Genomic DNA, 13,914 nt, shown 5'->3' on the forward strand with positions numbered 1-13,914 from the left:
AACTTTTAAACTTTCCCCCGAAACCCTTACATTTGTGAAAAACACACGCCAATGCTAAAAGCGGGAGTTCTGGGTGCCGGGCACTTAGGAAAAATACATTTGAAATTGCTGCAACAATCCACAAAATATGAGCTTGTGGGTTTCTACGATGCCAGCAAAGAAGCTTCGGAACAAATAGAAACTGAATTTGGTTACAAGAGCTTTCCATCTATGGAAAGTCTTATAAATGCTTGTGACATGGTGGTTGTAGTAACACCCACTAGCACCCATTTTGAGTGTGCCGAAAAAGTATTGAAGGCCGGAAAGCATCTTTTTATTGAAAAACCCATAACACAGACCGTTGCCGAAGCGGAACAAATACGCGATTTGGCCAAGGAGATGAAAGTACGCGGGCAAGTGGGCCAGGTAGAGAGATTCAACCCAGCATTTCAGGCTATAAAAGATAAAATAAACAACCCCATGTTTATTGAAACGCACCGTTTGGCAGAGTTCAATCCTCGAGGAACAGATGTATCGGTAGTTTTGGATTTGATGATTCACGACATTGACGCCATTTTGAGCGTTGTGAAAAGCCCTGTAAAAGCAGTAAGCGCAAGTGGAGTTTCGGTAATAAGCGAAACGCCGGATATTGCCAACGCACGTATTGAATTTGAAAACGGCTGTGTAGCAAACCTTACCGCGAGTCGTATTTCCTTAAAGAAAATGCGCAAGGCACGTTTCTTTCAGCGCGATGCCTATATTTCCGTAGACTTTCTGGAGAAGAAATGCGAGGTGGTGAAAATGAAGGATGCTCCAAAAGAAATAGACGATTTCGCAATGGTTTTGACCAATGCCGAAGGAATCAAAAAACAAATCTATTTCGAAAACCCAAAAATCGAAGCCAACAATGCCATTCTAGACGAGCTGGAAAGCTTTTATGAAGCCATAAAAGCCGATAGAACTCCAGAGGTTTCGCTTAAACAGGGTACTGAGGCGCTTCGGGTTGCCATGTTGATAATTGAAAATTTCAAAAAAATATAAATAATATAAAGTTCATTTTAATGAAAAACGTAGCAGTAATAGGAGCAGGAACCATGGGCAATGGAATAGCCCACACCTTCGCACAGTTTGATTATAAAGTACAATTAATTGATCTTCACCAAGCATCACTTGATAAAGGAATAGCGACCATCACCAAAAATTTGGACAGAATGGTTGCAAAGGAAACCATTACTGAAGCCGATAAGCAACGAACCCTTAAAAACATAACCACCTACACCAATCTTGAGGAAGGCGTGGAATATGCAAGTCTTGTGGTGGAAGCCGCAACGGAAAATGTGGACCTGAAGTTGAAAATTTTTCGCGATTTGGACAAGTTCTGTCCAGATGATACCATTCTTGCTAGCAATACTTCGTCTATTTCAATTACGCAGATTGCCTCAGTAACGTCGCGCCCCGAAATGGTTATAGGAATGCACTTTATGAACCCGGTGCCGATTATGAAATTGGTTGAGATTATTAAAGGTTACAGCACCAGCGAAGAAACTTTCAAAATGGTGGAAGAGCTTTCAAAAAAATTAAACAAAGTTCCCGTTGAAGTTAATGATTACCCTGGCTTTGTGGCAAACCGTATTTTGATGCCCATGATAAATGAAGCTGTTGAAACACTTTATAACGGCGTGGCTGGCGTGAAAGAAATTGATACAGTAATGATGCTAGGGATGGCGCACCCAATGGGCCCTCTGGCTTTAGCAGATTTTATTGGCTTGGATGTTTGTCTTTCTATTTTAAAAGTAATGTACGAAGGATTTAAGAATCCTAAATACGCCCCTTGCCCATTGTTGGTCAATATGGTAATGGCAGGAAAATTGGGTGCCAAAAGCGGCGAAGGGTTTTATGATTACAGCCAAAACAGAAAGGCAGAGGATGTTGCAAAAATGTTTACAAAGTAATTATTGATGGCTGTACCCAGCAACTTCCACTGAACACGAAATAGAAATGGCAAAAATTATCCCCTTTAAAGCCGTCCGCCCTACGCGTGACAAAGTGAGCCTGCTTGCTGCACGATCGTATGACAGTTACACGGCAGCACAGGTGGAGTCGCGTTTGCGGGATAATCCTTTTTCATTTTTACACATTGTAAACCCGGGTTATAAATATCAAAAGGAAATCTCGGGGGAAGAGCGCTACGGCTTGGTTCGCAACCGCTATCAGGAATTTAAGGAAGATGAAATTTTTATTCAGGACAAAAATCCCTCATTCTACATTTATAAAATTGTTAACCGCGATGGACTTGAATTCAATGGAATTGTAGGTGCAGCAAGTGTACAGGATTATGAGGATGATGTTATCAAAAAACACGAGGACACGCTGGAATTTCGTGAAATAATCTTTAAGGAATACCTTAAAACAGTAGGCTTCAACGCCGAAGCGGTACTTCTTACCTATCCCGATAATTTAAAGCTGGAAGCTATAATTGAAGAGGTAATGCAAAGCCGGGCAGAGTATGAATTTACCACTACCTATCGCGACACACATTACCTCTGGAATGTGGATGATGAAATGCTGCTGAAAAAAATCCAGCAAATTTATGGTGAAATGCCCGCGCTTTATATTGCTGATGGTCACCACCGCTCCGCGTCCTCCTATTTATTGGCGAAGGATCTGAAAGAAGAAAACCCAAATCATACCGGCGATGAGCCCTATAATTTTTTTATGAGCTTTCTAATTCCTGAAAGCGATTTAAAAATTTATGAATTCAACCGTTTGGTAAAAGATTTAAACGGATTGAAGAAGGAAGAGTTTTTAATAAAACTCGATGAATATTTCCGCATAGAAAATCGGGGAATGGAATATTACAAACCTTCCAAAAAGCATCATTTCAGTATGTATTTGGACGGCGAATTTTATTCGCTTTACCTTCGTAAAAGCAAATATGAAATCAACAATGCATTGGATGCATTGGATACGCAAATTTTATATGTAACTATTTTGAAACCGCTTTTGGGCATTGAAGATTTGCGCAACGATCAACGCATAGAATACTCCCACGGCAAAAAAGATTTGGCTTATGTAAAGACGGCTGTGGATTCCGGAACTTTTGCGGTCGGTTTTGGGTTATTGCCCATCACCACGCAAGAAATGAAGATGATTGCCGACGAAGGCTTAAAGATGCCTCCAAAAAGCACCTATATTGAACCAAAACTAAGAAGCGGGGTGACGGTTTTTGAATTTTAAGAATTTAAAGGAAAAGATAAATGACGATTGCAGAAAATTTAAAGAAGTTTAATTCAGAATTACCCAAAAATGTTACCCTCGTGGCAGTTTCCAAAACGAAGCCCGTCAGCGATTTGATGGAAGCCTACAATGCGGGACAACGTGTTTTTGGAGAGAACAAAATCCAAGAAATGGAAGCCAAATGGCAGGAGATGCCAAAGGATGTGCAATGGCATATGATTGGCCATGTGCAGCGCAACAAAGTAAAATATATGGCACCGTTTGTGAGTTTAATTCACGCGGTGGACAGCTTCAAGCTTTTAAAGGAAATAAACAAGGAAGCAAAGAAAAACGAAAGGGTAATTTCATGTTTACTACAAATAAAAATAGCCAAGGAAGACAGTAAATTTGGAATGGACGAAGAAGATGCCGCTTCCCTCCTTGCTTCCGAAGATTTCAAAAAGTTTCAAAATATAAAAGTTATTGGCTTGATGGGGATGGCAACCTTTACAGATGATGAAAAGCAGGTTTCTGAAGAATTTCAGACATTGAAAAAAATATATGACCAGTTCAAAGCCCAGAATTCCGAATTCAGAATTTTAAGCATGGGAATGAGTGGAGATTATAAAATAGCAATTGCAAACGGAAGCAATATGATACGGGTGGGAAGTGCCATTTTTGGGGAAAGAAACTATAATTAATAAAAAATAGAGAATACAAATTTTTTGATGTACGCAATTTTAGATATAGAGACAACGGGCGGAAAATACAACGAGGAAGGAATCACCGAAATTGCGATTTACAAATTTGACGGCCACAAAATTGTGGACCAGTTTTCAAGCTTGGTAAATCCCGAAAGGCCTATTCAGCCTTTTGTAGTAAACCTTACGGGTATAAACAATGAAATGCTACGGCAAGCTCCAAAATTTTATGAAGTTGCAAAACGGATTATCGAGATAACAGAAGATTGTATAATGGTAGCTCACAATGCACTTTTCGATAATAGAATTCTCACCACAGAGTTTGACCGATTGGGCTACCAATTTGAACGGGAAACGCTCTGCACCGTTGAACTCGCAAAGAAATTGATGCCAGATATGCCCTCCTACAGTCTGGGAAAGTTAGTGCGCTCCTTAGGAATTCCGCTCAGCGACCGTCACCGTGCACAGGGCGATGCTAAAGCTACGGTGGCACTATTTAAAATGTTGCTTGCAAAAGACACTTCCAAAGAAATAATCACCGAAACCCTTCAAAAGGATCCAAAGCGCCTCATTGAGCCCAAATTGCTTGATATTATTGAAAACACTCCTTCTGAAATGGGGGTTTATTATATGCACAATGATGATGGGAAGGTTATTTATATTGGAAAAAGCAAGAATATTAAAAAAAGGCTGACACAACATTTTACGAGTGATAACAGAAAATCCAAAAAAATTCAGGCGGAAGTAAAATCGGTAACTTTTGAAAAAACAGGCAACGAACTTATTTCGCTTCTTAAAGAGTGTGAAGAAATAAAACAGACCAAACCCAAGTATAATAGGTCGCTCAGGCAAACGCTTTTTAGCCATCAACTCACTTCTTTTGTAGATGCGGCAGGTTATATAAATTTAAAAATTGAAAAAGCGGATGGCAGAAAAATGGCCATTACAACTTTCAGCAACTATCAACAAGCAAAGTCATCGCTTTTCAAAATAACGGAAGCTAACCAATTTTGCCAAAAATTGACCGGGCTGCAAACAAGTGGAAAAACCTGTTTCAACTATAAATTAAAAGAGTGCTATGGTGCTTGCATAGGCAAGGAACCAGTAGCTGAATATAACAACCGCGTAAAGGCTTTTTTAGAAAAGAATAGTTTTGAAAATCAAAACATGCTCATTATAGACCGGGGTCGCGATATTGAAGAGCGTTCAGTCATTTTAATTGAAAATGGAAGTTACAAAGGCTATGGGTTTTATAATTTGAACCATCAAATAAACAATCCTGAAATCTTAAAATCTATTATCAACCCTATGCAAAATAATCGAAATGTGCAGCATATTATTCAAAATTACCTTCGTAAAAACAAAGTTCTTAAAACAGTAAAGCTTCCCTCCGATAAGGTTAGTTAAGATAAAGTTGCTTATTTTTAGACATTCCAAATTTTAAATTTGAAACCAACCAATAAAAAATCCTGGCGTTACAGGCTTCACGAAATTATCTATGAAGCAGACACGCCTATGGGAAAACTTTTTGATGTTGTGCTGCTCTTCCTTATTTTACTGAGCATCGTGCTGGTTATGCTGGAAAGCGTTCGCGAAATAGACGCGAAATACCATGAAATACTTTACATTGGCGAGTGGATCATCACTATATTCTTCACTATAGAATATGTTGCACGCATAATTACAGTAAAAAAACCACGTGCATACATCTTTAGTTTTTATGGAATTATAGATTTTCTATCAACCATTCCGCTCTACCTTTCTTTTCTCTTTGCCGGGAGCAGCTTTTTATTATCCGTAAGGGCTTTAAGGCTGTTGAGGGTTTTCAGGATTTTAAAATTAGCCCGTTATATAGGCGAAGCCACTAAGCTACGTAAGGCATTAATAAGTAGTAGAGCGAAAATTTTGGTTTTTTTATTTGCAGTACTTGTAATTGCAGTAATCGCAGGTACATTAATGTACATTATAGAAGGACCTGAAAACGGTTTCAAAAGCATCCCAATTAGTGTATACTGGTGTATTGTAACTCTTACCACAGTAGGTTTTGGCGATATTGCTCCCGTAACTCCTTTGGGGCAATTACTGGCAACGGTCATTATGATTTTGGGTTATGGTATTATTGCCGTCCCCACTGGAATCGTCAGTGCTGAATACACCAAAAAAATGGACCAACAGGATGTATTAGGAGAAAATTACATACACGTTAACACACAAGCTTGCCTTCACTGTGGAGCCCAAAAACATAGGGACGATGCAAAATATTGCCATAAATGTGGTGAAGAATTAAATCCCAAAAACCACATAGAAACATAATGTCTTTAAAAAAACCATTGCTTATCTGTGTAGTGGGTGCAACGGCCATAGGCAAAACCTCCTTGGCAATAAAACTTGCAAATGCCTTCGGTGCCGAAATTATTTCAGCAGATTCGCGCCAAGTTTTTAAGGAAATGAATATAGGCACAGCCGTGCCTTCAAAAGAGGAACTGAAGTCGGCCACGCACCACTTTATTCAGAACAAAAGTATTTTTGAGGATTATTCGGTGGGTGACTTTGAGAGAGAGGCCATCACCTTCTTAGATCATTATTTCAGCAAAAAGAATATTGCAATATTGGTTGGCGGATCGGGCTTGTATGTAGATGCGGTTGTAAAAGGTTTGGATGATTTTCCGCAGGTGCCATCGCAAATACGACTACAACTTAAATCTAAGTTAAATAACGAAGGAATTGAAGCACTTCAAAATGAATTAAAGAAAGTAGATCCTCTCTATTTTAAAAAAGTTGATATTAATAACCCTCATCGCTTAATAAGAGCTTTGGAAATATATCGGGCTACGGGAAAACCATATTCAACTTTTATAAATGAGAAAACGCCCAATAGAAATTTTGAAACACTTTTTATAGGGTTGACTGCCAAAAGGGAGACTATCTACGAACGTATAAATCAGCGGGTGGATAAGATGATTGAGGATGGCCTAATCGAGGAAGCCAAAGCACTTTTACCACATAAAGAAAAAAATGCGCTGCAAACGGTGGGCTATCGGGAACTATTTGATTATTTTGAAGATAAAATCTCCTTGGAAGAAAGCATTTCAGAAATTAAAAAAAACACCCGTCGGTTTGCAAAGCGTCAAACCACCTGGTTTAGAAAAAATGAAGCAATCCATTGGTTTAATTTTGAAACTGACCCGACGAAAATTATCAATTTCATAAAAGAAAAAAACGCCCTTTAAAGGCGTTTTTTTACACTTATCTTAATATAAGAAAAATACTAATTGTCAACTTCGTCCTTTACTACCAAACGAAATCCTTCGCCGTGGATGTTGATAATTTCAACGCCATCGTCCTTGCTTAGGTACTTTCGTAGTTTTGCAATGTAAACGTCCATACTTCTAGAAGTAAAGTAGTTATCATCTCTCCAAATTTTGGTAAGTGCCAACTCACGTGGCATCAAATCATTCTTGTGAAGTGCCAAAAGACGTAACAATTCGTTTTCTTTTGGGGATAATTTTATTGGGGTTTCTTTATTGTAAGTTAAAAAGCGAAGTTTGGAATTTAAATGGAAATTGCCCACCTGAAATTCAAATTGCTTACTGTCTGCAATAGAGTCTGTGGCTTTTCTTTGAATTATGGCTTTAATTTTCATCAAAAGCACTTCGCTGTCAAAGGGTTTGTTCAAGTAATCGTCAGCTCCTACTTTATAACCTTTCAATACATCTTCTTTCATCGCCTTTGCGGTAAGAAAAATAATTGGCACATCCTCGTTTTTTTCACGAATCTCTTTTGCCAGTGTGAAACCGTCTTTATAAGGCATCATTACATCTAGAATGCAAAGATCGAAATCGTCTTTTTTAAATTTTTCAAAACCTTCCATCCCATTTTTAGCGTGTGTCACGTTATAATCGTTCATGGCGAGGTAATCTTTTAATACTGTTCCAAAGTTGGGATCGTCTTCAACAAGAAGGATTTTTTTGTTTTCTGTGTCCATAATTTTAAGATATTAAGTGTAGTTTTATAATAAAAGTGCTGCCTTTTCCTTTTTCACTCTCTACGTAAATTTCGGCATCATGGTCATCCAAGATACGTTTTACATAGGCTAGGCCAAGGCCGTGACCTTTCACATTGTGAATGTCACCGGTATGTTCTCTGTAAAATTTTTCAAATATTTTTTTCTGAACAGGTTTACTCATACCCATTCCCTGATCTCGTATTTTCAAGATAATACTGTTTTTTACATTTTCTGAATAAACATCTATCTTGGGTGCTTCTTCCGAATATTTTATTGCATTATCAAGTATGTTTACTATCACGTTACTTAAGTGTGACTCATTTGCGAGAACTGTTGATTTGAGAGCTCCATAGTGTGTGTTTATATAGCCTCCCCTATCTTCTACAATAAGACTGACATGTGAAATGGCGTCTTCAACAATATCTTGCAGGTTCAAACGCTCCTTTGGCAAATCCAATTCGTTTTTTTCAAGTTTTGAAATTCGAAGTACATTTTCAACTTGAGCATTCATTCTTCTATTTTCATCCCGGATCATTCCCAAATAACGATCCAAAAACTCCCGGTTGTCCTTTACTTTTGGATTCTTTAGTGAGTCCAATGCCAAATTAATAGTGGCTATGGGTGTTTTAAACTCGTGGGTCATATTGTTTATAAAGTCACTCTTGATCTGTGAAATTTGTCGTTGTTTGTATATCTGTGAAATTGCACTGGAATATGCTAAAATAATTACTGCCGTAAACACGAGCGAAAGTATAGCCATCCCTAAAATACTATTTAGTACAAGTTTTCCCTTTTCTGAAAAACTTACGTACAGTTCATAATTGTTTTTGTCCTCGTTTACAAATAGCGGAACTATATAAGTACTTCCTTCGTCATATTTAAAATTCTTTGAACGTACTTTAGTCTCAAGATTGTTGCTGTAAATTGCAAACTCAAATTTAGACTTTAGTCCCCTTTCATTTAATTCCTTTTCAATCAGTTCTGATACCTCTTTTTCATTTACCCTTTTATAGATGGGCACCATCGCAGTCACATTGGATACAAAATCCTCAAACTGTTTCCGTTCGTAATCCTTCATTCTTGAAAAAGACTCAACCCGTGTTTCTGGTATGGCTATGCCGTCAATTCCCTCAGAAACTTTGGTCTTTGTTTTTCTGCTTGTAAGTTTCCTAAACTGAATACTATCCATTTCAGAATCAAAAAGTCCTGAAGAGAGCTTATAATCTTGTTCTAAAATTCCATCGGTAAAAATATATGTCTCATTCGTCGTGTTGTTTTGGATTCTATAAGCCAACTCGGTAAAACTTTCGGTATCCGGTATTTGTATGCTATCTACATACGCACTATATACTTGATAATAAGCCTCATTCTCCCTAAGTTGGATTTCCTTTGCAACCGATATAAGAACCTGTTTGGAATTTATGGTGAACTGTTCTGCTTTTGTTCGGTAGGCATTTGATATCCAGTACCCCTGAACGAAAACTATTCCCAATAATGAGAGGCTCATGAGCGCTATAAGCAATACGAATAGCTTTTTGTTCATACTCCAAAAGTAAGATTTTAACATTTAGCCACTCGCCCATTTAACCAAATGTTAACAAAAGAAAGAAATACTTTATATCTGGTTTTTAACGAAGAGTTTTGTGTATCTCTGCAACTCTTTTTTTTGTTGCACTTAAATCTATATTTTCAATTATAATATCTGCTAATTTTTCTTTTTTTGCATCACTCCATTGGTTGTTTATACGTTGCTCTATTTCGGATTTTGATGCTTTATCACGTGCCATAATTCGTTTAATCCTTACAGATTTTGGAGCTGTAACAAGTATAACGGTATCACAATCTTTATAGCCTCCATTTTCAAAAAGAATGGCCGCTTCCTTTATTACATAATCCGCATTTTGTTTTGCAACCCATTTTTTAAAATGGGCTGCAACCTTTGGATGGATTATCTCATTTACTGCATTTAATAAATTTTTATCGTTAAATATCTTATTTGCAACATAGATACGATTTAGCCCATCCTCAGAATATGCTTCTTCTCCAAGCAATTTGATTAATTTTCGCCGAATGACTTTGGATGTATTGGTCAGTTTTTTGGCTTCAACATCAGCTATATAAACGGGCACGTCCAGCTCAGAAAACATTTTTGCCACAGTAGTTTTCCCACTTCCTATTCCGCCAGTAAGACCCACAATTTTCATCTTTGCTCTATTTATGAAGCTATAAAAGCTGATTATTTGAAAATAAAGAAGTCAATTTTTTTTGGTTCAAAAACTACATTGCGAATATTGGGCGGCATTTTATCCAAGGTAGGGAGCATAAAATTTTCCGTTTTGTTTCTTTTTGAATAATCACATATAACCCTAAAGTTTTCCTTTGAAATTTCCGAAAAATCATTTACTGAAACATCATACGTAACAGTTACGGAAGCCGGCACCAGTTTTATTTCCAAATCGGGAGGTAGGTTGATTACTTCAACCGGGAGAGTAAAACTTCCTTGTGAAAATTCTGCCACCCTTAGGCTCACTAAGACTTTGTTAGGTTTAACAGAAACAATGGCTGTGTTATTGTCATATAATTTTACAGTTTTTGAAATATCCTTTTCTATATTTTCAAGTGAAATCATTTCGGTTGGAATAGCATTAATATTTTTGAGGCTACCCGCAGGGCCAGAAATAATCACGGAATCTGGCTTTATTTTTAGACTATCAATCGGCTTAAAGCCATCCTTAAAGGTGATTTTGGATTTGGGCAGCACGCGAACTTTCTTTAGCACGATGGGGTCCAGTGCAACCTTCAGTGCTTCAACAGAGATGTTTTTTATAGCCAAGTTTCTATTAAAATTGGAAGAAACCATACGGGTCAACTCATTTTTTGTAATAATAAAATGATCTTTTTCTTTATCATAAAATTTACTTACCTGTATATCAATAGTAGGTTTTTTGAACTTATAAAATAAAATTTCAAAACCATTAGCGGTAAGATCAAAGGTAATATTCCGTAAGTTTTTATCAGCCAGGGCGGTCGTCTCTGGGATGTTTTCATATTGAATTTTAGCAACCATGCTAGTGGTAAATTCCCTGCTAAACTTTGTCAAAATCCAAAAAATGGCCGCGACAAACAAAAAGAAAAAAAACCGCTTTACTTTTAAATTTTTACTGCTTTTCATGAATCCTTTTGCCATAGTAGCTATTTTGAATGCCATTAAATTTACTTAAAAAATAAAAAGGGAAATTGTTTCTGTGGATCTTTCTTTAGAAAGTTCATTAAAAAGCTGGATTTGATGAAGGCAATACCATATCCAAAAAATTGTACGAAAACAGCTTTTACTGAAAGTATTCCTATGTAAAAACTCTTATTTTTTAAAGATGAATCTATTAAAATTAAAATTAAATATAATAGAAGTGGTACACTAAACCATAAGTTTAAAAAAAGAGAAAATAAAACAGAAAACAATACAAAGAATACAAAAAATGATGGAAACCAATAAGTGAATTTGGCTGCGGAAGGATGCCATTTATTTAAAATAGGGCGGACTAATCCAAATTTCTTTACCTGAAGGTAATATTTTTTCCAAGAAATTCTTCGCTTGTGGTACACAAAAGCATTAGGAAGAAAGGTTGTTTGGAAGCCGTTTTTTAATATGCGCTGGGAAAGATCAGGATCCTCTCCCGGATGAATTTTTGAAAAACCTCCCGTCTTTTCAAATGCTTCTTTTGAAATACCCATATTAAAACTTCTGGGCTCAAAATTATTAATACTTTTTTCGCTTCCTCTAATTCCTCCAGTAGTAAAAAAGGAGGTCATAGCATAATTTATAGCTTTCTGCAAAGGAGTAAAATTTTGATGGGCCGCATCTGCCCCGCCATAACAATGGAAAAAATTATTTTCCAAAAACGCATCTACAGTTGATAGGTAATGCGGCGGAAGAATACAATCTGAATCTAGAACAATAAAGTAATTTCCTTTTGCGTGTTTCATTCCAAAATTTCGAGAATCTCCCGGACCAGAATTTTTTTTAAAATAATATGAAATTGAAAGTTTTTCAGAAAATTCTTTAACTACACCTTCTGAGGTTTCTGTTGAACCATCTTCTATTATAACTATCTCATAATGTTTATGAAAATCCAAGTACATAAAACTTTCCAAAAGCTCCTTAACTTCTTGTGGGCGGTTAAAAACAGGAATTATAAAGGAATAACTTCGTTGCATCACGCAAATTTAATCAAATAAAAAAAGCCATCTACTTTCGTAGATGGCTTTTCATATCAATTATGAAAATTTAGTTTTTCAATACTTTGTAAGTACCAGTCTGGCCATTAACGGTTACCTTCATAATGTAGGTACCAGTGGTTAAGCCAGCAATATTTAAGTCTGAAGTAGTAGCACCAACTTTAGCGCTAAGTACTTGCTGACCCAATAGGTTATAGATAGCTACAGAATCAATACTGTTAGCAGCTTTTAATGAAATTACATCGTTTGCTGGGTTTGGATAGTAAGAAAAACCTTTTAAGGAATTTTCTGAAACACCTTGAGTATCTCCTATTACAGAAGACCAGGCAACTTGATCACTACCACCGTTAAACAATCCAATTAAAGTAGAACTACCATCAGTAACATCAAGTTCTCTCCACTGAGATTGACCGGCGTCTGCATTATAAGCAGAAAGATAATAACTACCATTTCCATAGCATCCACCTTGACCAAAGTTAGCGTTAAATCCAAGTGGACCAACAGGAGTAGCTGCACCAGTAGCTAAATCAATAAAGTATAGGTTATCATCTACAATATCATGACTATAAGCATCTCCATTATTGTCAATGATAAGAGATATTGCTCCTGCCATTCCTGTAAGTGGGCCAACAAGTGTTGACGATACTCCAGCAATATCAATTAAAGACAATGATGAAGTTGTAACATTTGTTGAAACTGCATATAAATCACCTGTTGATGGATCAAATTCGGCACCCGCCCAAGTTTCTGTACCTGGACCAGCAATAGTACCTAAGCTAGTATAAGTACCACTTGCAAGATCAACACTGTAGAAAGCCCCGCCATTGTCTAATACATAAGCTGTTCCTTCATCGTTAGGATCAATTGCTCCCGCATTTTCAAAACCTGCAGCAGGAGAAGCTCCTAAAGTAGTCAATGCAGATGGATCTGCTGGATCCCAGCTCACTAAAGAAGCTGCTGTATTGTTGATACCAAACGCCATAGCTGGGCCACCGCCTCCACCTGGCTCGTCATCACCAAGTACATTCCAAACCAAACCTTGTGTCAATCCTAAAGCGGCAAAGTCAGTAGGTGTAGCAGCACCACAATCAGGGGCTTGAATATAACTTGGTCCTGTTTGACCATCATTATTACATCCAAAACGCATAAAGTTAGTATCGGTACCATCATCTACCAATACAAGCTCCATAACCATAGCCTCCCCTGGAGGAATATTAGCTGTAAGTGGAAGCGTAATCATGGTAGCGGCATCAGCATTAGTGGCATTATACACTGCAGTACCCTGAAGTGTCAATGTACCACCTGGAAATGCACCTGGAGTTGCTGAATAGATATTTGCCGTAATTGGAAACCCAGTTGGGGTTGAAATAGTTCCAATTGCAAACTCTACAGCAGTAACATCCAAACCGTTCATAATACCATAATCTCCGGCAAGGTCAAAAGCACGGAAAACGTTATTATTTCTGAAGCTAGTTGGCGATGCACAAGCTATTTCTGCTCCTGCCTCAATATTCTGTGTATTGCTTTGTGTTATAACTACTGGAGCAATATTCTCAACACCGTTGAAGTGTACATTTAACATTCTCTGCTCAGCTGGAGTAAAATACTCGTTAATGTTTCCACTAACATTTCCAATAGTTTGGAGACGGGTCAATAAACTTTCAATTGTTACAGCTGGCTCTTGGGTAAGACCATCACCTGTAAATGAACTTTGCGCATTAATCAAGCCCACGGACCCGATAAAACAAGCTAGTAGTAAAGTAATTTTTTTCATTT

General features: G+C 37.3%; 13 protein-coding genes. 7 read left to right on the plus strand and 6 right to left on the minus strand.

Going from position 1 to position 13,914, the window contains the following annotated elements:
• The first annotated feature begins 51 nt into the window (after positions 1 to 51).
• From JK629_RS15270 to miaA, 7 genes are read left to right on the plus strand one after another with little or no spacing between them, the layout of a single operon-like run.
• Positions 52 to 1,020, plus strand: coding sequence for a Gfo/Idh/MocA family protein (locus tag JK629_RS15270; protein WP_202336460.1), 969 nt, complete (start codon positions 52 to 54; stop codon positions 1,018 to 1,020).
• Between the two features lie 20 nt (positions 1,021 to 1,040).
• Positions 1,041 to 1,931, plus strand: coding sequence for a 3-hydroxybutyryl-CoA dehydrogenase (locus tag JK629_RS15275; protein WP_202336461.1), 891 nt, complete (start codon positions 1,041 to 1,043; stop codon positions 1,929 to 1,931).
• Between the two features lie 46 nt (positions 1,932 to 1,977).
• Complete coding sequence (locus JK629_RS15280) at positions 1,978 to 3,216, plus strand: DUF1015 domain-containing protein (RefSeq protein ID WP_202336462.1); 1,239 nt, start codon at positions 1,978 to 1,980, stop codon at positions 3,214 to 3,216.
• Positions 3,217 to 3,236: 20 nt separating this feature from the next.
• Positions 3,237 to 3,896, plus strand: coding sequence for a YggS family pyridoxal phosphate-dependent enzyme (locus JK629_RS15285; RefSeq protein ID WP_202336463.1), 660 nt, complete (start codon positions 3,237 to 3,239; stop codon positions 3,894 to 3,896).
• Positions 3,897 to 3,923: 27 nt separating this feature from the next.
• A complete protein-coding gene (locus tag JK629_RS15290; RefSeq protein ID WP_202336464.1) occupies positions 3,924 to 5,303 on the plus strand; it encodes an exonuclease domain-containing protein in 1,380 nt (459 codons plus the stop codon).
• Between the two features lie 39 nt (positions 5,304 to 5,342).
• Positions 5,343 to 6,209 carry an ion transporter gene (locus JK629_RS15295; RefSeq protein ID WP_225626061.1) on the plus strand — a complete coding sequence of 289 codons (867 nt, stop codon included), beginning with the start codon at positions 5,343 to 5,345 and terminating at the stop codon, positions 6,207 to 6,209.
• Positions 6,209 to 7,126 carry a tRNA (adenosine(37)-N6)-dimethylallyltransferase MiaA gene (gene miaA / locus JK629_RS15300; RefSeq protein ID WP_202336465.1) on the plus strand — a complete coding sequence of 306 codons (918 nt, stop codon included), beginning with the start codon at positions 6,209 to 6,211 and terminating at the stop codon, positions 7,124 to 7,126. Before JK629_RS15295 ends, miaA begins: the two co-directional genes overlap by 1 nt.
• A 38-nt stretch (positions 7,127 to 7,164) precedes the next feature.
• Here miaA and JK629_RS15305 read toward each other — a convergent pair whose 3' ends face one another.
• The 6 genes from JK629_RS15305 to JK629_RS15330 form a co-directional block, all read right to left on the minus strand.
• Positions 7,165 to 7,881 (minus strand): response regulator transcription factor, encoded by a 717-nt coding sequence (locus JK629_RS15305; RefSeq protein WP_202336466.1) that lies wholly within the window; start codon positions 7,879 to 7,881, stop codon positions 7,165 to 7,167.
• 4 nt (positions 7,882 to 7,885) lie between these two features.
• Positions 7,886 to 9,445: a sensor histidine kinase gene (locus JK629_RS15310; RefSeq protein WP_202336467.1), complete on the minus strand. Its 1,560-nt coding sequence runs from the start codon at positions 9,443 to 9,445 to the stop codon at positions 7,886 to 7,888.
• Positions 9,446 to 9,530: 85 nt separating this feature from the next.
• Positions 9,531 to 10,106, minus strand: a complete 576-nt coding sequence (coaE, locus tag JK629_RS15315; protein WP_202336468.1) for a dephospho-CoA kinase — start codon at positions 10,104 to 10,106, stop codon at positions 9,531 to 9,533.
• A 32-nt stretch (positions 10,107 to 10,138) separates the two neighbouring features.
• Positions 10,139 to 11,089 (minus strand): CdaR family protein, encoded by a 951-nt coding sequence (locus JK629_RS15320; protein WP_202336469.1) that lies wholly within the window; start codon positions 11,087 to 11,089, stop codon positions 10,139 to 10,141.
• A 26-nt stretch (positions 11,090 to 11,115) separates the two neighbouring features.
• Positions 11,116 to 12,117 (minus strand): glycosyltransferase, encoded by a 1,002-nt coding sequence (locus JK629_RS15325; protein ID WP_202336470.1) that lies wholly within the window; start codon positions 12,115 to 12,117, stop codon positions 11,116 to 11,118.
• A gap of 70 nt (positions 12,118 to 12,187) precedes the next feature.
• Complete coding sequence (locus JK629_RS15330; RefSeq protein WP_202336471.1) at positions 12,188 to 13,912, minus strand: T9SS type A sorting domain-containing protein; 1,725 nt, start codon at positions 13,910 to 13,912, stop codon at positions 12,188 to 12,190.
• Positions 13,913 to 13,914: the final 2 nt, after the last annotated feature.

Origin of the sequence: Aequorivita iocasae (assembly GCF_016757735.1) — a bacterium.
Taxonomy (GTDB): Bacteria; Bacteroidota; Bacteroidia; order Flavobacteriales; family Flavobacteriaceae; genus Aequorivita; species Aequorivita iocasae.

Excerpts from the sequence above, each read along its gene's own strand:
- JK629_RS15330 (WP_202336471.1), bottom strand. The coding sequence starts at position 13,912 with ATGAAAAAAATTACTTTACTACTAGCTTGTTTTATCGGGTCCGTGGGC.
- JK629_RS15270 (WP_202336460.1), top strand. The coding sequence starts at position 52 with ATGCTAAAAGCGGGAGTTCTGGGTGCCGGGCACTTAGGAAAAATACAT.
- JK629_RS15280 (WP_202336462.1), top strand. The coding sequence starts at position 1,978 with ATGGCAAAAATTATCCCCTTTAAAGCCGTCCGCCCTACGCGTGACAAA.
- coaE (WP_202336468.1), bottom strand. The coding sequence starts at position 10,106 with ATGAAAATTGTGGGTCTTACTGGCGGAATAGGAAGTGGGAAAACTACT.
- JK629_RS15325 (WP_202336470.1), bottom strand. The coding sequence starts at position 12,117 with ATGCAACGAAGTTATTCCTTTATAATTCCTGTTTTTAACCGCCCACAA.
- miaA (WP_202336465.1), top strand. The coding sequence starts at position 6,209 with ATGTCTTTAAAAAAACCATTGCTTATCTGTGTAGTGGGTGCAACGGCC.
- JK629_RS15290 (WP_202336464.1), top strand. The coding sequence starts at position 3,924 with ATGTACGCAATTTTAGATATAGAGACAACGGGCGGAAAATACAACGAG.
- JK629_RS15305 (WP_202336466.1), bottom strand. The coding sequence starts at position 7,881 with ATGGACACAGAAAACAAAAAAATCCTTCTTGTTGAAGACGATCCCAAC.
- JK629_RS15320 (WP_202336469.1), bottom strand. The coding sequence starts at position 11,089 with ATGGCAAAAGGATTCATGAAAAGCAGTAAAAATTTAAAAGTAAAGCGG.
- JK629_RS15285 (WP_202336463.1), top strand. The coding sequence starts at position 3,237 with ATGACGATTGCAGAAAATTTAAAGAAGTTTAATTCAGAATTACCCAAA.
- JK629_RS15275 (WP_202336461.1), top strand. The coding sequence starts at position 1,041 with ATGAAAAACGTAGCAGTAATAGGAGCAGGAACCATGGGCAATGGAATA.
- JK629_RS15310 (WP_202336467.1), bottom strand. The coding sequence starts at position 9,445 with ATGAACAAAAAGCTATTCGTATTGCTTATAGCGCTCATGAGCCTCTCA.